General features: G+C 53.1%; 20 protein-coding genes and 3 tRNA genes. 20 read left to right on the forward strand and 3 right to left on the reverse strand.

The window, feature by feature from the left end; translation table 11 throughout:
* Window positions 1–137: 137 nt before the first annotated feature.
* Both ABD892_RS24300 and ABD892_RS24305 read left to right on the forward strand, forming a co-directional pair.
* Entirely contained in the window at window positions 138–548 is a 411-nt protein-coding gene (locus ABD892_RS24300) for a VanZ family protein (protein WP_345198864.1), read from the forward strand.
* A 53-nt stretch (window positions 549–601) separates the two neighbouring features.
* Complete coding sequence (locus tag ABD892_RS24305) at window positions 602–2,020, forward strand: O-antigen ligase family protein (RefSeq protein ID WP_345198865.1); 1,419 nt, start codon at window positions 602–604, stop codon at window positions 2,018–2,020.
* A 25-nt stretch (window positions 2,021–2,045) separates the two neighbouring features.
* Here ABD892_RS24305 and ABD892_RS24310 read toward each other — a convergent pair whose 3' ends face one another.
* Entirely contained in the window at window positions 2,046–2,543 is a 498-nt protein-coding gene (locus ABD892_RS24310; protein WP_345198867.1) for a putative ATP-dependent zinc protease, read from the reverse strand.
* Between the two features lie 271 nt (window positions 2,544–2,814).
* On the opposite strand from ABD892_RS24310, the gene ABD892_RS24315 reads away from it, so the two are divergent.
* The 16 genes from ABD892_RS24315 (at window position 2,815) to msrA (ending at window position 16,280) form a co-directional block, all read left to right on the forward strand.
* The gene (locus ABD892_RS24315) at window positions 2,815–3,549 is read left to right on the forward strand and encodes a tyrosine-protein phosphatase (RefSeq protein WP_345198868.1); all 735 of its coding nucleotides are present in this window, start codon (window positions 2,815–2,817) and stop codon (window positions 3,547–3,549) included.
* Entirely contained in the window at window positions 3,546–4,262 is a 717-nt protein-coding gene (locus tag ABD892_RS24320) for a hypothetical protein (protein WP_345198869.1), read from the forward strand. Before ABD892_RS24315 ends, ABD892_RS24320 begins: the two co-directional genes overlap by 4 nt.
* Before the next feature lie 227 nt (window positions 4,263–4,489).
* Window positions 4,490–4,987, forward strand: a complete 498-nt coding sequence (locus ABD892_RS24325; RefSeq protein WP_345198871.1) for a CinA family protein — start codon at window positions 4,490–4,492, stop codon at window positions 4,985–4,987.
* A 157-nt stretch (window positions 4,988–5,144) separates the two neighbouring features.
* Window positions 5,145–6,200 carry a recombinase RecA gene (gene recA, locus ABD892_RS24330; protein WP_345198872.1) on the forward strand — a complete coding sequence of 352 codons (1,056 nt, stop codon included), beginning with the start codon at window positions 5,145–5,147 and terminating at the stop codon, window positions 6,198–6,200.
* Between the two features lie 74 nt (window positions 6,201–6,274).
* The gene (locus ABD892_RS24335; protein WP_345198873.1) at window positions 6,275–6,733 is read left to right on the forward strand and encodes a regulatory protein RecX; all 459 of its coding nucleotides are present in this window, start codon (window positions 6,275–6,277) and stop codon (window positions 6,731–6,733) included.
* 35 nt (window positions 6,734–6,768) lie between these two features.
* A complete protein-coding gene (locus ABD892_RS24340; RefSeq protein WP_345198874.1) occupies window positions 6,769–7,377 on the forward strand; it encodes a tRNA-uridine aminocarboxypropyltransferase in 609 nt (202 codons plus the stop codon).
* 53 nt (window positions 7,378–7,430) lie between these two features.
* A complete protein-coding gene (locus tag ABD892_RS24345) occupies window positions 7,431–8,318 on the forward strand; it encodes an NAD(P)-dependent oxidoreductase (RefSeq protein WP_345198876.1) in 888 nt (295 codons plus the stop codon).
* A 276-nt stretch (window positions 8,319–8,594) separates the two neighbouring features.
* Complete coding sequence (alaS, locus tag ABD892_RS24350; RefSeq protein ID WP_345198877.1) at window positions 8,595–11,201, forward strand: alanine--tRNA ligase; 2,607 nt, start codon at window positions 8,595–8,597, stop codon at window positions 11,199–11,201.
* 106 nt (window positions 11,202–11,307) lie between these two features.
* Window positions 11,308–12,540 carry an aspartate kinase gene (locus ABD892_RS24355; RefSeq protein ID WP_345198878.1) on the forward strand — a complete coding sequence of 411 codons (1,233 nt, stop codon included), beginning with the start codon at window positions 11,308–11,310 and terminating at the stop codon, window positions 12,538–12,540.
* Window positions 12,541–13,090: 550 nt separating this feature from the next.
* Window positions 13,091–13,339, forward strand: a complete 249-nt coding sequence (gene csrA, locus ABD892_RS24360; RefSeq protein WP_345198880.1) for a carbon storage regulator CsrA — start codon at window positions 13,091–13,093, stop codon at window positions 13,337–13,339.
* Window positions 13,340–13,423: 84 nt separating this feature from the next.
* Window positions 13,424–13,514, forward strand: a tRNA-Ser gene (locus ABD892_RS24365).
* Between the two features lie 66 nt (window positions 13,515–13,580).
* Window positions 13,581–13,657, forward strand: a tRNA-Arg gene (locus ABD892_RS24370).
* Between the two features lie 40 nt (window positions 13,658–13,697).
* Window positions 13,698–13,788: transfer RNA gene (locus tag ABD892_RS24375), tRNA-Ser, on the forward strand.
* 148 nt (window positions 13,789–13,936) lie between these two features.
* Window positions 13,937–14,545 carry a menaquinone-dependent protoporphyrinogen IX dehydrogenase gene (hemG, locus tag ABD892_RS24380; protein WP_345198881.1) on the forward strand — a complete coding sequence of 203 codons (609 nt, stop codon included), beginning with the start codon at window positions 13,937–13,939 and terminating at the stop codon, window positions 14,543–14,545.
* Between the two features lie 237 nt (window positions 14,546–14,782).
* Window positions 14,783–15,619 carry a M23 family metallopeptidase gene (locus ABD892_RS24385; protein WP_345198883.1) on the forward strand — a complete coding sequence of 279 codons (837 nt, stop codon included), beginning with the start codon at window positions 14,783–14,785 and terminating at the stop codon, window positions 15,617–15,619.
* Window positions 15,620–15,641: 22 nt separating this feature from the next.
* The gene (msrA, locus tag ABD892_RS24390; protein ID WP_345198884.1) at window positions 15,642–16,280 is read left to right on the forward strand and encodes a peptide-methionine (S)-S-oxide reductase MsrA; all 639 of its coding nucleotides are present in this window, start codon (window positions 15,642–15,644) and stop codon (window positions 16,278–16,280) included.
* A 66-nt stretch (window positions 16,281–16,346) separates the two neighbouring features.
* On the opposite strand, the gene mnmC is transcribed toward msrA, so the two are convergent.
* Window positions 16,347–18,350, reverse strand: coding sequence for a bifunctional tRNA (5-methylaminomethyl-2-thiouridine)(34)-methyltransferase MnmC2/FAD-dependent 5-carboxymethylaminomethyl-2-thiouridine(34) oxidoreductase MnmC1 (gene mnmC, locus ABD892_RS24395; RefSeq protein ID WP_345198885.1), 2,004 nt, complete (start codon window positions 18,348–18,350; stop codon window positions 16,347–16,349).
* A gap of 53 nt (window positions 18,351–18,403) precedes the next feature.
* On the reverse strand, window positions 18,404–19,420 hold the full coding sequence (locus tag ABD892_RS24400) for a tRNA dihydrouridine synthase (protein ID WP_345198956.1): 1,017 nt from the start codon (window positions 19,418–19,420) through the stop codon (window positions 18,404–18,406).
* Window positions 19,421–19,675: 255 nt separating this feature from the next.
* Here ABD892_RS24400 and ABD892_RS24405 point away from each other — a divergent pair, with 255 nt between their 5' ends.
* Both ABD892_RS24405 and oadA read left to right on the forward strand, forming a co-directional pair.
* Window positions 19,676–19,930, forward strand: a complete 255-nt coding sequence (locus ABD892_RS24405; RefSeq protein ID WP_345198886.1) for an OadG family protein — start codon at window positions 19,676–19,678, stop codon at window positions 19,928–19,930.
* A gap of 33 nt (window positions 19,931–19,963) precedes the next feature.
* Window positions 19,964–21,742 (forward strand): sodium-extruding oxaloacetate decarboxylase subunit alpha, encoded by a 1,779-nt coding sequence (gene oadA, locus ABD892_RS24410; RefSeq protein ID WP_345198887.1) that lies wholly within the window; start codon window positions 19,964–19,966, stop codon window positions 21,740–21,742.
* Window positions 21,743–21,747 lie beyond the last annotated feature (5 nt).

Here is a 21,747-nt window from a genome sequence, read left to right on the forward strand (position 1 = left end):
AAAATCAGGCTCGCCAATACGTAAGGTGACGGGGGTGTTCAAGTAGACCAGAATCGGTGTTCAAGTAAACCAGAATATGCAGAAGGGTTTATCGACGCGACCAATTACTGCTATGACCACTTTTACCGGGCCGGCGAGTGACGGATTCATCGCAACACCGTGTCGGCGGAGGAATAGATCGTAATAAACGGCGGGTAGTGATTGCCCGCTGTCTTTTATTAATCGTCCTGCCGGTGATTGGCTGGCTGGCGACGTTCTCTCCCTGGCAGCCGTTCATGCAGTTCAGTGACAAGCTGCGCCATATTGCGGCTTTCTTTGTATTGGGCGGGTTAATCTGGCAATCCTGGCCAGCGGTGCCGGTCCATCGCCGTTTATTGCTGATGGTGGCGCTTGGACTTGGGCTGGAACTGGTTCAGACCCTGACGCCAACGCGGGAATTCCACCTGGATGACCTGGCCGCCAGTGTGATGGGCGCCATCGTGTTTGAAGGGCTGCGTGAAACTTACCGTCGAATCCATACACTTTTGACTTCATCACCTTCACGCTAACGGGTGTGCAAGGTATTATCGGCGCCCGCGTTTATCCCCTGGCAAATCCCCTGATGACTGATACCCGCTACAGCAATTTCCTGTTCTATTGCCTGTTGTTTGTTCTGCTCTGGTTGCCGCTGCCCTTTGGCAGTAAGCCGGAATGGGCCATGGGAATACTCCAGATACTGGTGTTTGTGCTGGCTGCGTTCTGGCTGGTGGGATACGCCTTCAAGGCTGTGAACCTGACGCCGGGTTTCCGAAAAGGTCTGCCGATACTGGCTGCGCTGTTATTGGTCGCGGGTTGGTTGGAAATACAGTCCCTCTCTTTGCCGGCCTCCATGGTGCAAGGGTTGTCACCGGTTGCGTACCAATTTCAGGTGGATGCCGCCACCGCACTGGGGCAGACGTTACCGGATGCCTTTTCGCTTTCTCTCGATCCTTTTGCTTCACACCTGCATGCGATGCTGACGCTGGCTTACGCACTGTTGTTTGCACTGGCCTTGTTGCTGGTTAACGATCAGCGGCGTTTGAAATGGTTGGCATGGGCGATTGTTGCCGGGGGCGGTTTTCAGGCAGTTTTTGGTGTGCTCAGCACCTTGTCTGGATTGGAATGGAGCTTTTTCATCGACAAGGAAGCAGGGCGGGGGGTTGCCACAGGGACCTTCGTAAACCGGAACAACTTTGCCGGGCACCTGGAAATGGCAATGGCTATTGGGATTGGATTGCTGGTGTCGCAGTTGCAGGAGACGCGTGCGCGGGACCGGATGGAATGGTTACGCAATACGCTGAAAACGCTCATGAGCAGCAAGGTGCTGTTGCGGGCGATTCTTGCGGCTATGGTGATTGGACTGGTGATGTCGCGTTCCCGCATGGGGAATACGGCCTTTTTCTCCAGTCTGCTGGCGACGGGTTTCCTTTATGCGGTCTGCCGGAAAACGCTTTCCCGTGGAATGATTATCCTGTTCCTGAGTTTGATTGTGATCGACACGGTGATTGTCAGCCAGTGGTTCGGTCTCGATAAAGTGGTTGAGCGTATTGAGCAGACGCGGATGGATACAGAGTTACGTGCGGATGTGAATCCGGTGTCTCTGGTGATCATCGGTGATTTTGTTTTGACAGGCTCCGGTGCAGGCAGTTTTTATACGACGTTACCTGCTTATCATGACGGCACCTGGCGTGGTTTCTTCGATCTGGCCCATAACGATTATCTGCAGTTTCCCCTGGAATTTGGTGTGCCCGCTTTCCTGTTACTGGTCTTTTCTGTGGTGTTTGGCTTATGGCAGGCCATTCAGGCCATGAGGCAGCGGCGCAACCGGCTTTATATCGGAATGGGGTTTGGTGCCGCCATGGGGCTGGTGGCATTGTTGATCCATTCGACGGTGGACTTTAACCTCCAGATTCCCGCCAATGCGGCACTGTTTGTCGTGTTGTTGGCAATAGGCGTTTTGGCGCGACATCTGCCAACCGCTAAAGCAGGACGGCGATGTTGATGGGCGCCAGGGTAAAACGGTGAGGTCAGAGGCAGTCGTGTTGCAGCAGGTAATCGTTTGATGGGTCGATCAGCGCAATGCCATCCAGCGTGTTTTTACCGAGCAGGATTTTTTCATTAAACGCGGAGCGTTCTGTCAGGCTGAAAGCGGTTGTGGTCGTTATGGGGCCGAGTGAAATGGCGGTTTCTATGACAGGGCGTTTGATTGGTTTGCCACTGTGGGTCTGTATCCAGGCATAACGTTTCAGGGGTTTGACCAACCGCAGCATCTGCGCCTGATGGTCATCCTTCGGGATATTGAAGTACACCCAGCGAGAACCATTGGTATGGGTTTTAATTTCAATGTCCCGTGCATCCATGGAGGAGAGGGTTGAGCCGGAGTCAATCAGTGTGGTCAGGTTGACGGCGTGATGGTCGATCTGGTGAGTCATTTCCCGGTTGCCCAGAATGTAACGATCACCATGCTGGCAGGCTGACGTTGTTTCTCCCGTTGTAACCTCCGACATCAGTGTCAAAAGAAACAAAAAAAATCCTTGAGTAAGCACTGACCTTTGTTGGTGATTCCTTTCGGAAAGATACGGCATAAAAGGCATTCCCTCTGCGCTTTCGGTATCTTTGGTGTTCTTTTTAGTTATAGACGCTTTTGTGCCTTTTACGGTTTGTTAAGCTTTTCAGCACACGCTTCAGAGTGGTGTTGTCTGACGCAGTCTTCGCTGTCTCTCCTTATTTCGCTTTCCATCAATAAACGGTACGCTTCGCACCGTTTTTTTCTAAGAACCTGCTGCCGTTTCATCCATGATTGATATTCATAACCACATCATTCCCGGTATTGATGACGGGGCTGCCGTCATGGCTGACGCCCTGGCGTTGCTGAACCTTGCTGTTGACGATGGCATTACCCATGTGGTCTGTACGCCCCATATGCATGCCGGTCGTTATGACAATGATATTGATACTATCCGGCCGGCATTCGATGCCCTGCAGCAGGCGGCAGTCGAAGCGTCCTTGCCTGTGTCGCTGGCGATGGCGGCAGAGGTTCGGATCAGTGATGAGTTTATGGTGCAGCTGCGCCGGGGAAAGGTGCCGATGCTCGGGCAGTGGGAGGGCAGTGATTGTGTGCTGCTGGAAATGCCCCACCAAAACCTGCCAATGGGTATGGATAACCTGCTGGCCTGGTTGCAGCGTCAGAACGTTCGAGCGGTGATTGCGCATCCGGAAAGGAACAAGGAATTGATGCGTCATCCGGAGCGCAGTTTGAAGCTGGTGGAACGGGGCGTCCTGTTTCAGGTGACGGCGGGGTCGGTTGCCGGTCACTTTGGTCGTCAGGCACAGGAGACGGCACGGTGGTTGCTGGATCGTGAACTGGTTCAGTTTGTTGCGTCTGATGCTCACCATGCGGTCAGGCGTCCGCCGGCGATGGGCGCTGCTGCGACGGTATTGGATGACTGGTATGGCGTGGAAACTCGTCAACTATTAACGGAACACTTGCCTCGCCAGCTGACAGCGACCCTGTTTGGAGAAGGTGCATGAAGGTACAGATGAATCAGCGCCGACTGGTCAATATTTTTGTCGTGGCAGCGGGTCTGGTACTACTGGTGATGGCGGCGGCAGATGCCATGCAGTTGGTCAAGGCGGGCGCCTTTAATAACCAGACGGAAGCGTATCTCGATTTCTGGCACGAGCAGCAGAAGAAACAGCCGGATGAGTTTCAGCTGAAGCCCCGTAATTATGCTATTGCGCTGCAGGGCGCTGAACAGGCGTTGGCCGCTTTGCCGGATTCTCCTGAACAATGGGTGTTGAAAGCCCGTGTCGAGGATTGGGGCCGGCAGTATGGTTTGCTCCAGGCCGGCGATGAGAATCATGGTGAGTCAGCCGAAGAGAATCCGTTACTGGATACCTGGCATCATGCGATAGCCCTCCGGCCTGCATGGCCTTATGCCTGGTCGGATTATGCGATGGCAAGGGCGCAGTTTTCGTTGATTGATCCGGAATTTGAGGCTGCGTTGTTCAGGGCCAATCAGTTGGGTCCCTGGGAAGAGCGGGTGCTCGAAAACAATGCGCTGCTGGGTATGCATTATCATGACTGGCTGAGTCAGCCCTTGCAGGCGACACTGCAGGACAGTCTTCAGCGACTGACCGAACGTTACCCTTATAAAGCCGTGGGTATTGCCCGACGTTATGGGCGTGCGGGTGAATTGTGCCCGTGGTTGTCGAACCCTGAACGTGTGCGGGAATGTTTGTGATTCGTTCCTGTATGAATATTTCGTTAGCTTGAGAGAAATAGCATAAAACGTCCGGCTCCTGTTGGTAGGCGGCGTAAATCTCATTAATAGCGTTGGTGCTGAACAGTTTACGCGGTATGGTAATTGATGGTTTACAAGGCGGATGCTTTACATCACGCGATCATACGGTGGCCTGATTCAGAATCCAGGCAGGCGGTATCGCAAGATCGGCAGGTACGGTGGGTGCTATGCAGCAAGAGATTGAAGACCTCGCCCAGCAACTGGGGCAGGTATTACTGGCAAAGGGCTGGCGGGTAGCGACAGCGGAATCCTGCACGGGCGGCGGGGTGGCGGAAGCCATAACGTCGGTGGCTGGCAGCTCGGCCTGGTTCGGCTATGGTTATGTATCCTACGCCAACGAGGCCAAACAGCAGATGCTGGGCGTGAAGGCGGAAACACTGGCGCAGCATGGTGCGGTCAGTGAGCCGGTAGTCACAGAAATGGCGGATGGCGCGCGCCGGAATGCGGGTGCGGCGCTGTCGGTAGCAATCAGCGGCATTGCCGGGCCGGATGGCGGGAGTCCTGAGAAGCCGGTAGGTACCGTCTGGCTGGCATGGTCACAGGAAGGGTTGCCGACGCAGACGCAGGTTTGCCATTTTAGTGGTAATCGTTCTGCAATACGGCAACAGGCCGTCGTGACAGCGCTCTCGGGTTTCTTGCGTTTGGCTGAACAGAATGCTGGTTAAACGGGCAGGCTGATTAAATTTTATTGTCGACTAGTCGAATATCAGATTGTGTGTTTTAATACTGTTTAAGTATACAGTTGTTTTAGCGTTGCGGGCTGGATGCTGCCGTTAAAGGTACCAGTCGGCGCAGGTCGGGTTAATTGTGAGGGTGCGTCAGATGGATGACAACAAGAAAAAGGCGTTACAGGCGGCGCTTGGCCAGATTGAACGACAGTTCGGCAAGGGCACCGTCATGCGCATGGGTGACCAGAAGCATGAACCGATTCCGGCAATCTCGACCGGTTCCCTGCAGCTGGATATTGCGCTGGGTATTGGTGGTCTGCCCAAGGGGCGTGTTGTTGAAATCTATGGTCCCGAGTCATCAGGCAAGACAACCCTGACGCTGAGTGTCATCGCAGAAGCCCAGAAGCAGGGCGCAACCTGTGCCTTTGTGGATGCGGAACATGCGCTGGATCCTGAGTATGCCCGTCGCCTGGGTGTCAATGTTGACGACCTGTATGTCTCTCAGCCTGATACCGGTGAGCAGGCGCTGGAAATCACCGATATGCTGGTGCGTTCCGGTGCGGTGGATGTCGTGATTGTCGACTCCGTCGCGGCCCTGGTGCCGAAAGCGGAAATTGAAGGCGAGATGGGGGATTCCCACGTCGGTCTTCAGGCCCGTCTGATGAGCCAGGCGCTCCGTAAGCTGACGGGTTCCATCAAGCAGGCCAACTGCCTGGTGGTCTTCATCAACCAGATTCGGATGAAGATCGGCGTCATGTTCGGCAACCCGGAAACCACCACCGGTGGTAATGCCCTGAAATTCTACAGCAGTGTCCGACTGGATATCCGTCGCACCGGTGCCGTGAAGCAGGGTGATGAAGTCATCGGTAACGAGACCCGCGTAAAAGTGGTCAAGAACAAGGTGTCGCCGCCATTCCGTCAGGCTGAATTCCAGATCCTTTACGGCAAGGGTATCTACCGTATGGGTGAGGTCATTGACCTGGGCGTTAAGCTGAAGCTCGTCGATAAATCCGGTGCCTGGTACGCCTATAAAGGTGACAAGATTGGCCAGGGCAAGGCGAATGCCGCGCAATACCTGCAGGATAACCCGGCGATTGCGGAAGAGATTGAGTCTGAAATCCGGCGCCAGTTGTTGACGTCTGCTGAACCGCAGACTGAAGAGAAAGCTGAAAAAGCCGCGGAAGAAAATGAAGAACTGACACTGGCCTGAGTTTTCTGAGTTGAATTGAATGCTACGGCGTTTACCTGTAACAGGGTAAGCGCCGTTTTTGTATGGGATGGATTATGTCTTCTTCTGAAACAGAACTGCGACGGGCGGCAATGGATTTGTTGTCACGCCGGGAACATAGCCGGAAAGAACTCTGGCAGAAGCTGCGCAGCCGGGCTGAGACGCCGGAAATGCTGGAAGTGGTGTTGGGCGCGCTTGAGGCGGATCGGCTGTTATCAGATGAGCGTTTTGCGGAAAGTTTTGTTCGTAACCGGGTGTCTCGTGGCTTGGGGCCGGTGAGAATCAAGCAGGAACTGCTGCAAAAAGGTATTGCAGCGGATCTGGTTTCAATACAGCTTGAGGCCTTTGATGAAGATTGGCAACAGCAGGCGCGTGAGGTCAACGTGAAAAAATTTGGAACCGCGCCGGTAAAAGACCCTAAGGAAAAAGCAAAGCGGGTTCGTTACCTGCAATACCGGGGCTTTAATATTGATACCATCATGGCGGTAGTCGATGGTCGTGAGCATGATGAGTAGTTGCTGTATTCAGAGATAATGGAGTCTGTAGGTTGATGGAACGCTGTGAGACTTGCTTGTTGCCGCCGTTCATCTGTTTGTGTGCGGATAAACCGGTGGTCGCCAGCAAGGCCGTTTTCTGGTTGCTGATGCATGAAAATGAACAGGCTAAAGCGACCAATACAGGTTACCTGCTGGCCGGTAGTGTGGCTGGAGGCTACATCGCTAAATGGAGCCGAGTGGAACCGGATAAGACATTGTTAAGTTTGTTATCTGACTCGCGGTATTACCCGATTCTGGTTTTTCCCTCTGCCTATGCCCGTTATCACGATTCTGATGCCGTGCTGGTTAGCTCAGGCAGCATTCCACAGGATAAAGTGCCGGCGTTTATTCTCATTGATGCTACCTGGCAGCAGGCGAGAAAGATGTATAACCACAGCCCTTATTTTCATGGTTTGCCAGTGTTGGATCTCGGTTCGGAATGTATATCCGAGTATCAGTTGCGCCGTGTTCGGCATGAAGCACATTTATGTACGGCAGAGAGCGCTATCGAGGCGCTCCGCTGGTTGGGTGACACACCCGCATCTGAGCAGCTGCATACCTGTTTCTCCCTCTTTAATCAGAATTTTCATCGCCTGAAACTGGCAGCCATCCCGGCACCATGATATTAAGGTGCGTTAACACAAACAGTAATCAAAACAGTGGAAAGGGTGGCGTTATGACCTGTCAGGTAGCTTTTATTGGGCTTGGAGTGATGGGATATCCTATGGCCGGCCATCTGGCAGGTGCAGGCTATCGGGTGACTGTCTATAACCGGACACCGCAGCGTCGGGAGCAGTGGCTCAGCGAGTATCAGGGCCATGGCGCAGAAACGCCGGCGGCCGCAGCGGCCGGTGCAGACTTTGTGTTTGCCTGTGTGGGCAATGATGATGATCTTCGGCAAATCTGCCTGGGTGAGCAGGGCGCTTTTTCCGGCATGAAAGAAGGAGCAGTCTTTGTGGACCACACCACGGCATCAGCCTCTGTTGCGCGTGAATTGGCCGGTATTGCCGCTGAAACCCGGTTGGGTTTTCTGGACGCGCCGGTGTCCGGCGGTCAGGCGGGCGCTGAAAATGGTGCGCTGACCGTGATGGTAGGAGGCGATGCCGGAACGTTCGAGCGAGCGGCACCTGTTATAGAAAGCTATGCCCGCTGTGTGAAACTAATGGGTGAAACCGGTGCCGGGCAGCTGGCCAAGATGGTTAACCAGATATGTATTGGCGGCCTGGTTCAGGCGTTGTCTGAAGGTTTGCATTTTGCCCGTAAAGCCGGTCTTGATCCGGCGGCGGTGATTGAAGTGATTTCCCAGGGCGCCGCCCAGTCCTGGCAGATGGAGAACCGTTACCAGACCATGCTTCAGGGAGAATATGAACATGGCTTTGCCGTAGACTGGATGCGCAAGGACCTTTCTATTTGTCTGGAAGAAGCGCGCAGAAACGGTTCGAGCCTGCCGGTTACCGCTATGGTGGACCAGCAATATGCCCAGGTTCAGTCGATGGGTGGCGGGCGCTGGGATACCTCCAGCCTGTTTGCGTTATTGGAATCCGTGGCGGATCGTGGTAAGTAACGGGTTTACCTGCGTGTTTATACGGTTGGATTGATCGGTAGCGATCAAGCGATAATCGCAACCCATGTAATGGTCGGCAGATGATTGTCTGTCGGCTCAATTCCGAGGTTATGTGCTCAGGCAATGGCTGTTGGAGGGTTCCACAAGTTCATTGCCTGTGGCTGTCCGCCTGTTGCTCGTCGTTATATAATGCGCGAATTTTGCGAATTTCTCGGTGTCAGAACAGTGAGAGTCCTGACATCTATCCATTTTGAGACTCCCTGACGGGAAGGTGATATGAAAAGTTCTGAATTACGGTCTGCTTTTCTGAGTTATTTCAATAAGCAGGGACATGAAATTGTCGAAAGCAGTTCGCTGGTTCCCCATGATGACCCGACGCTGTTGTTTACCAATGCGGGCATGAACCAGTTCAAGGATGTGTTCCTGGGCCGGGAGCAGCGCTCTTATAACCGTGCTACCACGTCCCAGCGTTGTGTCCGTGCCGGTGGTAAGCACAATGACCTGGAAAACGTCGGTTACACCGCCCGTCATCACACCTTCTTTGAAATGCTGGGTAACTTCAGCTTTGGTGATTATTTCAAGCCTGATGCCATCAAGTTCGCCTGGGAGTTCCTGACTGTTGAGCTGGGTATTCCGGAAGAGAAACTGTGGGTTACCGTCTACAAGGATGACCAGGAAGCGGAAGATATCTGGCTGAAAGAGATGAAAGTCAGCCCTGAGCGTTTCTCCCGCCTGGGTGAGAAGGATAACTTCTGGTCTATGGGTGATACCGGTCCTTGCGGTCCGTGCAGTGAGCTGTTCTATGACCATGGCCCGAATGTGGCCGGTGACCCGCCGGGTGGTCCGAACGATGATGGCGACCGCTACATCGAAATCTGGAACATGGTTTTCATGCAGTTTAACCGGACGGCTGATGGTGAAATGCATCCGCTGCCGAAGCCATCCATTGATACCGGTATGGGCCTGGAGCGTATCGCCGCTGTAATGCAGGGCGTACACAGCAACTACGAGATTGACCTGTTCCAGACCCTGCTGGCTGAAGCCGGTCGTCTGCTGAACTGCCCGGATACTACTACCGCATCACTGCGTGTTATTGCTGACCATATCCGTTCCTGCGCTTTCCTGGTGGCTGATGGCATTCTGCCGTCCAACGATGGTCGGGGTTATACCCTGCGCCGTATTATTCGTCGTGCCTGCCGTCACGGACACAAACTGGGTGCACGTGAACCGTTCTTTGCCCAGCTGGTGCCTGCGCTGATCGAAGCCATGGGCGATGCTGCGAATGTAGTGGCAGAAAGCAAAGACCACGTGATGCGTGTTCTGCGTAAGGAAGAAGAGCAGTTTGCCCGTACGCTGGACAAGGGAATGAAGATCCTTGAGGATGACTTGGCAAACATCGACGGTACCGAAATTCCCGGTAAAACTGTGTTTACCCTGTATGACACCTACGGTTTCCCTGTTGATCTGACCCACGATATCGCCCGTGAGCGTGGCCTGACGCTGGACATGGACGGCTATGAAGTCTGCATGGAAGAGCAGCGCAACCTCGCACGTGCTGCCAGCCAGTTCGGGATGGATTATAACGATGTCCTGAAGATTGAAGGTGCGACCGAGTTCACCGGTTATACCGCACTGGAAGGTGAAGAAATCGTCAAGGCGCTGTTCCGTGACGGCCAGCCGGTTGAGTCCGTTGGTGCGGGTGAGAAAGCAGTTATCGTAATGGAGCGTACCCCGTTCTACGCCGAGTCCGGCGGTCAGGTGGGTGATGTTGGTCTTCTGCGTACAGAAACCGGTACATTCCGAGTGGATGATACCCGCAAGGAATCCGATAACCACCTGCACCACGGTATCGTTGAAACCGGTGAGATTCGTGTGGGCGAGCGCCTGGGTGCGATGGTTAATGCTGAAAAACGCATGGCGACAGCTCGGAATCACTCTGCCACCCATTTGCTGCATGCCGCCCTGCGTGAAGTGCTGGGTGATCATGTTCAGCAGAAAGGCTCTCTGGTCAACAGTGAACGTCTGCGTTTTGACTTCTCACACTTTGAGCCGGTTTCCGCAGAACAGCTGCGCCAGATTGAGCGGATCGTTAATGAGCAGGTTCGCTCCAACACGCCGGTCAAAACTGAACTGATGGATATGGATCAGGCACGGGCTGCCGGTGCCATGGCCCTGTTTGGTGAGAAATACGGTGATGAAGTCCGTGTTCTGAGTATGGGTACTAGCGGCTTTTCTGTGGAGCTATGTGGTGGTACCCATGTTGAGCGTACCGGTGATATTGGCAGCCTGGTGGTTGTTGCAGAAACCGGTATTGCTGCCGGTGTTCGCCGGATTGAAGCATTGACCGGTGAAGCCGCGCAGTCCTGGTATGAAAACCAGGAGCAGCGTATCCAGTCTGTAGCAGGCCTCGTAAAAGGCAGCCGTGAATCCGTGGTCAGCAAAGTTCAGACGCTGGTGGACCGTAACCGTGAGCTGGAAAAAGAGATTCAGCGACTGAAGCAGAAGCTGGCGTCTGCTGCGGGCACTGATCTGGTGGCCGGTGCTGTTGAAGTGGCTGGCATCCGTGTGCTGGCAACCCGCCTTGACGGTGTGGATCCGAAATCCCTGCGGGATACCGTTGACCAGCTCAAGAACAAGCTGGAAAACGGCATCGTCATGCTGGCAGCCGTCGATGGTGACAAGGTGGCGCTGGCCGCTGGTGTGACCAAGGACCTGACTGACCGTGTGAAAGCCGGTGATCTGCTCAAAATGGTGGCAGAGCAGGTGGGTGGCAAGGGCGGTGGTCGTCCTGATTTTGCCCAGGGTGGTGGTTCCGATGTGCAGGCTTTGCCGGCGGCACTGGAATCCGTCAGCGGCTGGGTGGCGGATAAACTGGCCAGCTAGTCAGAATTGCTGACCCGTTCACAGGGTTAGTCTGAAACAAGGGCTGTTTCGACCCGTGGGGGATGTGGTACATTCCCCACGGCTAATAAATAAAAGTACTTACGATATGGCGTTGTTAGTTCAGAAGTTCGGTGGCACGTCGGTCGGCACAGTCGAGCGAATAGAAGCCATTGCGGAAAAAGTACAGCGATTCAGAGAACAGGGGCACGATATTGTTGTCGTGGTATCCGCCATGTCTGGCGAAACCAACCGCCTCGTCGATCTTGCCTATCAAATGCATGATACGCCAACCCCCAGGGAGTTGGATGTCATCCTTTCCACCGGGGAGCAGGTCACCATTGCGCTCCTGTCCATGGCGCTGAACCGGCGTAATTGCCCGGCTACGTCCTACACCGGCTGGCAGGTGCCTATCAAAACGGACAGTCAGCATAACAAAGCCCGTATAGAAAGCATTGATACTGATGGGGTTCGAGCGGATCTCGATGCCGGGCGTGTGGTTGTGGTAGCCGGGTTCCAGGGCGTAGACAGCGCAGGCAATATCACGACTTTGGGTCGTGGCGGTTCCGATACCACGGCGGTGGCACTGGCGGCAGCCCTTGAGGCGGATGAGTGTCAGATCTATACCGATGTCGACGGTGTCTATACTACTGACCCCCGTGTTGTTGAAGGCGCCCGACGTCTGGATAAAATTACCTTTGAAGAGATGCTGGAAATGGCCAGCCTCGGCTCAAAGGTTCTGCAGATTCGCGCGGTGGAGTTTGCCGGTAAGTACAATGTGACCCTGCGGGTGCTCCACAGTTTTGAGGATGGCCCCGGGACACTGATCACACTGGAGGAGCAGGACGAGATGGAGCAGCCCGTTGTATCCGGAATTGCCTTTAACCGGGATGAAGCCAAGCTGACAATCAAGGGGGTGCCTGATATCCCCGGCGTTGCCTCCCGGATTCTGGGGCCTATCAGCAAGGCCAATGTTGAAGTCGACATGATTGTGCAGAACGTGGCCGATGACAAATCCACAGATTTCACGTTCACCGTACACCGTAATGATTTCCAGAAAGCATTGGCCGTGGTGGGTAATACCTCGGATGAGCTGGGTGCCCGTGAGTTTGACGGTGACAACCGGATTGCCAAGGTGTCTATCGTCGGTGTTGGCATGCGGTCCCATGCCGGCGTCGCGACGCGGATGTTTGAGGCGCTGGCCGCGGAAGGTATCAATATCCAGATTATCTCGACTTCAGAGATCAAGGTATCCGTCGTGATCGCGGAGAAGTACCTTGAGTTGGCGGTCAGGGCTTTGCATTCGGCCTTTGAGCTGGACCAGGAACCCACCGCTGAGTAATGCGTCGCGGCGTTTTTCGTCCCGTACAAATACTCATGGAAATAGCGGTTGTTGATATTAGACTGTCGCTGTACATAGTTTGATCTATAGCGGAAACGGTGTAAGACCGCATGCCTGATCGTGGCGGTCTGCCCGGTGTGTTAGGGATTGGTGCGGCTTGGCCTGATAGCGTTTCACAGTGATTTTGATGCTGTTACGCAGGATAGTTTGTCAGGATTTGCGTCAACGAATAACGAATAGTGAGCTATGATGGTGCGGACCGGATAGTCGCACAGGGAGATTGCCAGAGACATGCGCGGATTTATCTCCGCGCGGTGCTCCCGAAAGTTAGCGGAGTGTTTGAAGAATAGGGAATATGCGAGAATCTGTTGCCAAACTTCAGACCTGTATTAATCTTATTGCTTCGGTGATATGGCACTGATTGATTCATGGGGGTCCTGCACAGGGCTGCTGAATCAGTGAAGTGGTATGCGCTGATTAATTCGACAAGCACAAACTGGCAGATGAATAGACGATCATTGTTTGTTGGTTTTGAGACAAGGAGATTGTAATGCTGATTCTGACACGCCGTGTTGGTGAGACCCTGATGGTAGGTGATGATGTCACGGTGACCGTTCTTGGGGTGAAGGGTAACCAGGTGCGGATCGGCGTCAATGCACCGAAGGAAGTGGCAGTCCACCGTGAAGAAATCTATCAGCGTATCCAGAAAGAGAAGGAAGATAGGGACGGCCATCACTCGGGCAATCGCCAGACTTGGGTTCATGACGTTGTTGAAGAGGAAGGCGAAGAACAGTTCTGAGCCGTGGTTTTAAAGTCGAAGTGTTCAGTCTGAAAAAACACTTTGCAAACGTCGGGAATCTGGTAATATAGCGCTCGATTCCGAGGTGAGGTGGCCGAGTGGCTGAAGGCGCTCCCCTGCTAAGGGAGTATACGTTAATCGCGTATCGAGGGTTCGAATCCCTCCCTCACCGCCAGGACATCAAACGTTCGAAGACGACGTGAAAGAGTTCTTGATTTTCTCTTGTTAAGTCTTATTCTAGGCGTCCGTAGCTCAGCTGGATAGAGTACCTGGCTACGAACCAGGCGGTCGGAGGTTCGAATCCTCCCGGACGCGCCATTTTAACCCGCCCAGTTGCGGGTTTTTAATGAAATCATACGGTGAGATGGCCGAGTGGCTGAAGGCGCTCCCCTGCTAAGGGAGTATACGTTAATCGCGTATCGAGGGTTCGAATCCCTCTCTCACCGCCATAAAGAAAAAGCCCTGCATTTAAAATGCAGGGCTTTTTTTATGTCTGCGAATAAATAGATTTTATTCGTTCTTATATCCGGCTGATTTGATTCAGGTAAATAAACGATTAGTGTCTTTCCTGTACAACGCTGTTTAATTAAGCGGTTGATGTTGTGGCTGGAGAATCCTATGAGTGAACATTTATTGCTTTATGCATCACATGACGGGCAGACGAAAAAGATTGCACAAGCCATTGCGGCTGAGTTGAGCCAGCAGGGTTTGATTGTGCAATGCCAATCGATCAATGAAAATGCAGTCGTTAACCTGAATCATTATAACTCTGTGCTCATAGGTTCTCCGATACGGTATGGACATCACTTGCCAGAAGTGTTTGATTTCATCCGGCAGCATGAATCGTTTCTGAATACACACACATCCGGCTTTTTCAGTGTGAATTTAACTGCACGGAAACCGGAGAAGAATCGACCCGAAACGAATCCCTATTTGCAGAAATTTCTGTCAAAGATAACCTGGAAGCCTGGGTTTACCGGTGTCATGGCGGGGTCGCTGTTATATAGCCGTTATCGTTGGTTTGATCGGGTGATGATCCAGCTCATCATGAAGATGACGGGCGGAAATACGGATGCCAGCAAAGATATTGAATACACGGATTGGACCGCAGTGCGACAGTTTGCGCAAGATTATGCACAGTACCTGATATCAAGCACAACCTGCTGTAAAGATGGTGTGGAGTGCAACAAGCCTGTCGATGCCTGACACAGGCAGGCTTGCTGCACAGTAACGATAAAGGGTTAGTTTCTGTGTTTTAAGGTTTTTTGATAGTGGTGTGTGTCTAGTGCGAGAGGGGTGAGCAGGACAGCGCCGTAAACTGCAGGAAGTAGCAGTGACACTGCGAGTATAAACAGATCCATGTTGATACCTCCGTCTGGTGGTGTTAAACCAGTTTTCTTACTATAGGGGTAATACTGGTTACTGTCATGTCCGGGGGTATGTGTGACTATTCTGAATAAATGCGTGTTTGCTGCCGCTATTGTGTTGCAGGCCCTGACGGCTTCGGCAGACGGCAGCAAACCGCTGACGCAGGGGGCTTTGTACAAAGGCACTGTGCAGCCGGGTTCCGAGGTCTATTACAGGGATAAAAAAGTGCCTGTTACCGCTGCCGGGCAATTTGTGCTGGGGTTTGGGCGTGATGCTGAATTGCAGCAGTCTTACACAGTGGTTGCACCGGATGGCAAAAAGACTCAGACGGCACTGAAACTGGAAGCGCGTGAATATCCCGTTCAGCGCATAGAAGGTGTTGCGCAAAAATATATGGCGCCATCTGAAGCCCACTTAAAGCGTGTTCGTCATGAAAATAGCCTCGTAAGAAAAGCCCGGGAAGTAGATTCTGAACTTCATGCCTTTCTGGACGGATTTATCTGGCCTTTGGTTGGGCCGGTGACTGGTGTATACGGCAGTCAGCGCGTCTTTAATGGTGAACCACGTCGCCCTCATTTTGGTGTTGATGTTGCCGCGCCAACCGGTACTCCCGTCAAATCACCTGCCGATGGCCGTGTTGTCCTGTATCACCCGGATATGTATTTCTCTGGCGGTACAATGATCATTGATCATGGCTATGGCATCACCAGTTCGTTCCTGCACCTAAGTAAGTCTTTGGTTAAAGAAGGTGATTTTGTCCGTCAGGGGCAAGCTGTGGCGGAGGTTGGTGCAACTGGCCGGGTTACCGGCGCTCATCTCGACTGGCGCCTGAACTGGTACCAGGTTCGGTTGGATCCACAGTTGGTTGTTCCTCCAATGGAACAGGTTCAGAGCGCGCCGGCAGCCAAGTAATGCGATCAATGGAGGTGTGGTAATGGCGGGTATCACTGTGCTGGTGTCGAGGGAAGAGGCGTTGCCCGGGCGCGATAGCCCTTTAACGATCAGTGAAAAACATTGGGTTAATGGTCATGCCATGACGCCTCCCTGGCTGGATGGATACGATGTCGCTGTGTTTGGTATGGGATGTTTTTGGGGAGCTGAACGACTGTTTTGGAAGCAACCCGGTGTCTATGTCACGATGGTTGGGTATAGCGGCGGCTTTACCCCGAACCCTGCTTACGAAGAAGTCTGCACAGGTTATACGGGTCACGCTGAAGTGGTTCGTGTCATCTTTAATCCTGATCAAATCAGCTACGAGCAATTGCTGGCCGTATTCTGGGAAAATCACGATCCCACCCAGGTGATGCGACAGGGAAATGATATTGGTACCCAATACCGTTCAGCGATTTATACCATCGGTTCAGAGCAAAAAGATAAAGCCGAACAGTCACTACGGGCGTATCAGCAAGCATTGAATGGCATTGGCAATAATGTCATCGCAACAGAAATTCTCTCATCTGGAGAATTCTATTATGCGGAGGATTATCACCAGCAATATCTTGCCAAGAATCCTGGTGGTTATTGTGGGTTAGGAGGGGTAGGCGTTTGTTATCCCGGGAATACAAATCCGTAGTCTGTAAATGCGTTTGAGCCAACCGGAAGGTCGGCTCAATGGTTTTATGGCAGAACGATTACTGTATTATGCCTTGTTTCTTACGAGGTCTCTGATCATGAATCTGGACGGGTGCAAGGCGTGACGTTGATCACGTGGCACGGGGCTGGGTTCGTTGCAAATGTAGCCGGCCAGGATTTCCGCGGCTAGCGGAGCGGTGACCAATCCTCTCGAGCCATGGCCTGTTGTAATATACAAACCTGCCGGTTGTTCGGGAGTGTCAGTAAACCGGTGTTTGGCATTTTTTCGCAATGGTGCGAAATGCTCTTTGAAAATGTCAGCGTCAACTACCGGGCCGACAACTGGCAGGTAATCCGGTGTTGTGCATCGGAAGCTCACTCGTCCGTTCAGTTGTGCCTTACCAAGTTCTGAGTCGATCAGTGCATCGGAAATGCCGGGCGTATACGTTTTCAGGTTTTCTATATTAGTGTCGTGATCCTGTTGACGGCATTCCGTTGAATCATCATCGAAATTAAAGGTTGCCCCAAGCGTGTGGCTATTGTTCCAGGCAGGCGCAATATAGCCGTCGCTACAAACCACTGTCTGTAGCTTTTGGCTGCTTTTTGTGGCGGGGACTTGTGTAATCTGGCCCCGGATGCTTTTCAGTGGCAGGTACTGGGTTTGTGTCAGTTTTGAAGAGAGGTGGCCGCAAGCCACCACAATGGCTTCTGAACTCAATGTTGTTCCGGATGTTGTTTGAACGTGCCACTGGTTACCTCCATGCATAATGCTTGTGACCTGAAGGTTGCCGATAAATTCAATATTGGGATGTTCAAGCAGGTGTTTGCATAATGAAGGAGGATGTACCCAGCCTGCATCAGGGAAATAGAGTCCGGAAGAGCTTAAGGGAAGGCCCGCCAGTGAGGAGAGTGCTTCATCGTCCAGGCCTTGTAACAGGGCTTCAGGGTACTGGCCGGATTCCAGAATGCGCTGCTGGCGTTTCTGTTCGCTTTCGCTGAAACCCAGTTGAATCAGGCCAGTATTTTGCCACAGCGTGTCATCAGCGGTTATCTGGTATTCCAGCCGTTTCAGCAGGCTGAGCGTATAAAGGTAACCTTCCATGATAAAACGCGTTAATACCGTGCTGTTGCCTGATAATCGCGTATACAGCATGCCTTGCGGATTGCCTGATGCTTCGCTGGCGGGTTGGTCGTGGGAGTCGATCACCCGTACCTGCCAGCCACGTTCAGCAAGTGAGCGTGCAGTTGCCGTTCCAGCCATGCCTGCCCCGATAATCAGCGCATTCTTTTGGTTATGCATTGTTTTTGATTGCTGAAACCAGACTGGGGAATCATTCGAAGGAATTGCCTGTGTCAGACGACCACGAACCATATCCCGTTTGCGGCCAAATCCCGGCACTTTTTCGATTATGAATCCGGCACTTTCTAATCCATCCCGTACCACTCTTGCGGCTGTAAACGTGGCACAGGTGGCTTCGCTGGCGGATTTCTTTGCCAGTGACTGGAACAATTCAGGTTGCCACATATCGGGATTTTTTGCCGGAGCAAACCCGTCCAGAAACCAGGCGTCGACCGACGCTTCCAGGTTCGGCAGCGTTTTCAATACATCGCCGCAGAGTAGTGTCAGTACAATACGGCCATTATCAAAAACCAACCGATGCTGGCCGGCAGTCATCGCTGGATAATGGTTGACCAGTGGCTGACTGTAGGCCGACAGGTCTGGCCAGAGTGATAGGGCCTGCGCCAGGTCTGCTGTTGTCAGAGGGTATTTTTCGGTAGAAATAAAATGCAGCCGGGTATCTGCCGGGGCGTGTTGATCAAAACACTGCCACGTACAGAGAAAATTGAGGCCTGTGCCAAAGCCCGTTTCACCAACAACAAAATGTTGGCCGGGTTCTAACGCGGCAAACCGTTCCGGAAGAAAGTTCTGGTTAATAAAGGTGTGCCGGGTTTCCTCCGGGCCTGATTCGGTTGAGAAATAGATATCGTCATAATGATCGGAGACCGGTTGTCCACGCTCGTTCCAGCGGATGCTGGCGGTTTCGATTACAGGCTTGTGGGTGCTTGGCAAGGCTTGAGTCTCAATAGCAACAAAATCGTCAATGGCGGCTGGTTGATCCGCTGTTAAGTCAGTAGCGTACGATAGATGGTTTCCGGACAGGTTTCCCGCTTGATCTGCTGAAACAGGGTCGCAGCCCCTTCGTGGCAGCGTACCATCATACCAAGCCACTGCTTGCAACGGTCAGCCAGGTAGCGGCCGGGTTCGCGGATGTTGCAATGCTCAAGGTATTCCTGGGGGCTGTGCAGTACCGTTTGTGCGAATTGTACCAGTAATGCCCGGGTTTCGAGCCAGTCAGGCATGGTGCTGTCAGTATCCTGCAGGGATTTCAGTCGGGTGGCGAGCAGCGGCTGGGCGATGGCGCCGCGACCAATCATAATGTCGCTGCAACCGCTGGCCATTTTGCAGCGCTGATAGTCGTTAATGGACCAGATCTCGCCATTAGCGATGATATTCAGTGAGACATGTTCACGTATTTTACCGATCCATTCCCAGTGGGCGGGTGGTCGGTATCCTTCAATTTTGGTGCGGGCGTGAATCGTCAGGGTGTCAGCGCCAGCTGACTCGATGGCGACGGCGTTCTCTACGGCCAGGGATTTATCCTCGAAACCGAGCCGCATTTTTGCCGTAACCGGTATGTGTGCCGGGACGGACTGGCGAACAGACTGGACGATGCGATGCAGGGTGTCCGGTTCTTTCAATAACGCTGCGCCACCCTTGTGTCGATTAACCGTTTTAGCCGGACAGCCAAAATTGATGTCGATGCCGAGAGCGCCCAATTCTGCCGCGCGGGCGGCATTGTCAGCCATGGTAACAGGGTCATTACCCAGTAACTGGATGAAAACCGGTGTACCTGCACGCGTGTGGCCGCCGTTTTTAAGTTCAGGGCATAGTCGTAGGAAAACGGCTTCAGGCAGCAGGGTGTTGGTGATCCGGATAAATTCCGTTACGCAGAGGTCAAAGGCGCCGTTGTCAGTCAGCAGCTGGCGCATCAGGTAATCGACAACCCCTTCCATCGGGGCGAGGACAAGTCGCATCGGCAGATACCGTTCCAGTGGCGGAAAAGGGCGGTACTCTATCACTCCTGTCAAAACAGACAACTGTCATTGGTACGGTAAGCGCCGTATGAATGCGTGATGATTGATTGCACTATTCATGACATGAATCATGGAAATAAATGCTCAGATAATAAGTATAAATACAGTCAATATTGCGCGACCCCGGTATTCGGGTAAAATGGCCCCGAAATTCAAGACCGTGTAATAAGTGAAACGTCGTGTGTCAGGTATCGTTTATTCGCCCGGACACGAACGATAACAACGAAATAAGGAAGCGCCATGTCTCCAGCGGATCTCATGAGCGAAGGCGTGAACCTGATGCTGTTCGGCATGGGCTTTGTCTTCGTATTCCTTACCCTTCTGGTCATTGTGACCAGCATCATGTCAAAAATCATTCAGGCCACGAAGCCGGAGGAACCCGAACCTGCTATTGCCAGGGTTCCTGTCGCGACAATCGGTGACCCTGCAAGTGATCCGGTACTGCTCGCCGTGATTCATGAAGCGGTTCAGCAGCATCGCGCGCGTCGCCAGTAGTCAGGTTAACGAGTCAAGGGGGAGTGTTACCGAATGTCTGAGAACAAGAAACCGCTAGGCATTACTGATGTGGTGCTGCGCGATGCGCATCAATCTCTTTTTGCAACCCGTTTGCGTCTTGAGGACATGCTGCCCATCGCCGAAAAACTGGACCAGGTGGGTTTCTGGTCCCTGGAAACCTGGGGCGGCGCAACCTTTGACAGCTGCATCCGTTTCCTGGGTGAAGATCCGTGGGAGCGTCTGCGTGCGTTGAAAAAGGCAATGCCCAACACGAAACAGCAGATGCTCCTGCGTGGACAAAACCTGCTGGGCTACCGCCATTATGCGGATGATGTCGTTGATACCTTTGTTGAACGCGCCGTCGCCAACGGGATGGATGTGTTCCGTGTCTTCGATGCGATGAATGATCCCCGTAACCTGCAGCAGGCGATGAAGGCCGTCAAGGCACAGGGTGCACATGCGCAGGGAACAATTTCTTATACGACCAGTCCCGTTCACAACACCGGTATGTGGGTTGATCTGGCCAAGCGTATTGAAGATATGTCAGCGGATTCGCTCTGTATCAAGGATATGGCTGGTATTCTGACGCCTTATGACGCCTATGAACTGGTGTCACGGCTGAAGGCGGAAACCGGTCTTGACATTCATTTGCACTGTCATGCAACTGCTGGTCTTTCATCCATGACCATTCTTAAGGCAATTGAGGCGGGGGTTGATCGTGTCGATACCGCGATTTCGTCCATGTCCATGACCTATGGCCATTCGCCGACCGAATCCATTGTTGCTGCGTTGCAGGGCACCGATCGCGATACAGGGTTAAATATCAACGCCCTGGAAGAGATTGCGGCCTATTTCCGGGATGTCCGGAAAAAATACGCCAAATTTGAAGGTGCGCTGCGGGGTATTGATTCGCGGATTCTTGTTGCTCAGGTGCCTGGTGGCATGCTGACCAATATGGAAAGCCAGCTCAAGGAGCAGGGCGCTGCAGATAAGTTTGATGATGTATTGAAAGAGATTCCGAAGGTTCGACAAGACCTGGGTTATATCCCGCTGGTGACGCCGACCTCTCAAATCGTCGGAACCCAGGCTGTACTGAATGTCCTGACTGGCGAGCGTTACAAGACCATTTCCAAAGAAACCCAGGGCATTCTCAAGGGTGAATATGGTGCGGCACCGGCAGCGTTCAACAGCGAACTCCAGGCGCGGGTGCTGGATGGCGCAGATCCCATTACCTGTCGTCCGGCCGATGTGCTGGAGCCCGAGATGGCCCGTCTGACAGAAGAAGTGAATGCCCAGGTGAAAGAGAAGGGCATCACACTGGCAGAGAATGCTATTGATGATGTGCTGACTGTCACGCTGTTCCCGCAGATCGGTATCAAGTTCCTGGAAAATCGCGGTAATCCCGATGCCTTTGAGCCTGCGCCGACAGGTCAGGAGCTGGTGGCGCGTGAATCCGGTAAGCCTGAAGTGTATACCGTCACAGTCAGTGGACAGGAGTATGTGGTGGAAGTGGCCGATGGCGGGGATATCTCCGGTATCAAGCCGGTGTCCGTTGCGCCGGGTGTTCAGGCTACTGCCGCCAGTGCGCCGGTTACAGGTGGCGAGCCCATGCCGGCCCCCTTGGCAGGGAATATCTGGAAGGTACATGTCCAGCCAGGGCAGCAGGTTCAGGAGGGGGATGTACTGATTATTCTGGAAGCCATGAAAATGGAAACGGAAGTGCGTTCGCCCCGTACCGGTAGGGTGGGCTCGGTATCCGTCAAGGAAGGTGATTCCGTTGTTGTTGGCGATACGCTGCTGATGCTGGCCTGAGGGGT

The sequence above is a fragment of the Kistimonas scapharcae genome, from assembly GCF_039540975.1.
GTDB classification, from domain to species: domain Bacteria; phylum Pseudomonadota; class Gammaproteobacteria; order Pseudomonadales; family Endozoicomonadaceae; genus Kistimonas; species Kistimonas scapharcae.

Excerpts from the sequence above, each read along its gene's own strand:
- ABD892_RS24305 (WP_345198865.1), top strand. The coding sequence starts at position 602 with ATGACTGATACCCGCTACAGCAATTTCCTGTTCTATTGCCTGTTGTTT.
- ABD892_RS24315 (WP_345198868.1), top strand. The coding sequence starts at position 2,815 with ATGATTGATATTCATAACCACATCATTCCCGGTATTGATGACGGGGCT.
- ABD892_RS24320 (WP_345198869.1), top strand. The coding sequence starts at position 3,546 with ATGAAGGTACAGATGAATCAGCGCCGACTGGTCAATATTTTTGTCGTG.
- ABD892_RS24325 (WP_345198871.1), top strand. The coding sequence starts at position 4,490 with ATGCAGCAAGAGATTGAAGACCTCGCCCAGCAACTGGGGCAGGTATTA.
- recA (WP_345198872.1), top strand. The coding sequence starts at position 5,145 with ATGGATGACAACAAGAAAAAGGCGTTACAGGCGGCGCTTGGCCAGATT.
- ABD892_RS24335 (WP_345198873.1), top strand. The coding sequence starts at position 6,275 with ATGTCTTCTTCTGAAACAGAACTGCGACGGGCGGCAATGGATTTGTTG.
- ABD892_RS24340 (WP_345198874.1), top strand. The coding sequence starts at position 6,769 with ATGGAACGCTGTGAGACTTGCTTGTTGCCGCCGTTCATCTGTTTGTGT.
- ABD892_RS24345 (WP_345198876.1), top strand. The coding sequence starts at position 7,431 with ATGACCTGTCAGGTAGCTTTTATTGGGCTTGGAGTGATGGGATATCCT.
- alaS (WP_345198877.1), top strand. The coding sequence starts at position 8,595 with ATGAAAAGTTCTGAATTACGGTCTGCTTTTCTGAGTTATTTCAATAAG.
- ABD892_RS24355 (WP_345198878.1), top strand. The coding sequence starts at position 11,308 with ATGGCGTTGTTAGTTCAGAAGTTCGGTGGCACGTCGGTCGGCACAGTC.
- csrA (WP_345198880.1), top strand. The coding sequence starts at position 13,091 with ATGCTGATTCTGACACGCCGTGTTGGTGAGACCCTGATGGTAGGTGAT.
- hemG (WP_345198881.1), top strand. The coding sequence starts at position 13,937 with ATGTTGTGGCTGGAGAATCCTATGAGTGAACATTTATTGCTTTATGCA.
- msrA (WP_345198884.1), top strand. The coding sequence starts at position 15,642 with ATGGCGGGTATCACTGTGCTGGTGTCGAGGGAAGAGGCGTTGCCCGGG.
- ABD892_RS24405 (WP_345198886.1), top strand. The coding sequence starts at position 19,676 with ATGTCTCCAGCGGATCTCATGAGCGAAGGCGTGAACCTGATGCTGTTC.
- oadA (WP_345198887.1), top strand. The coding sequence starts at position 19,964 with ATGTCTGAGAACAAGAAACCGCTAGGCATTACTGATGTGGTGCTGCGC.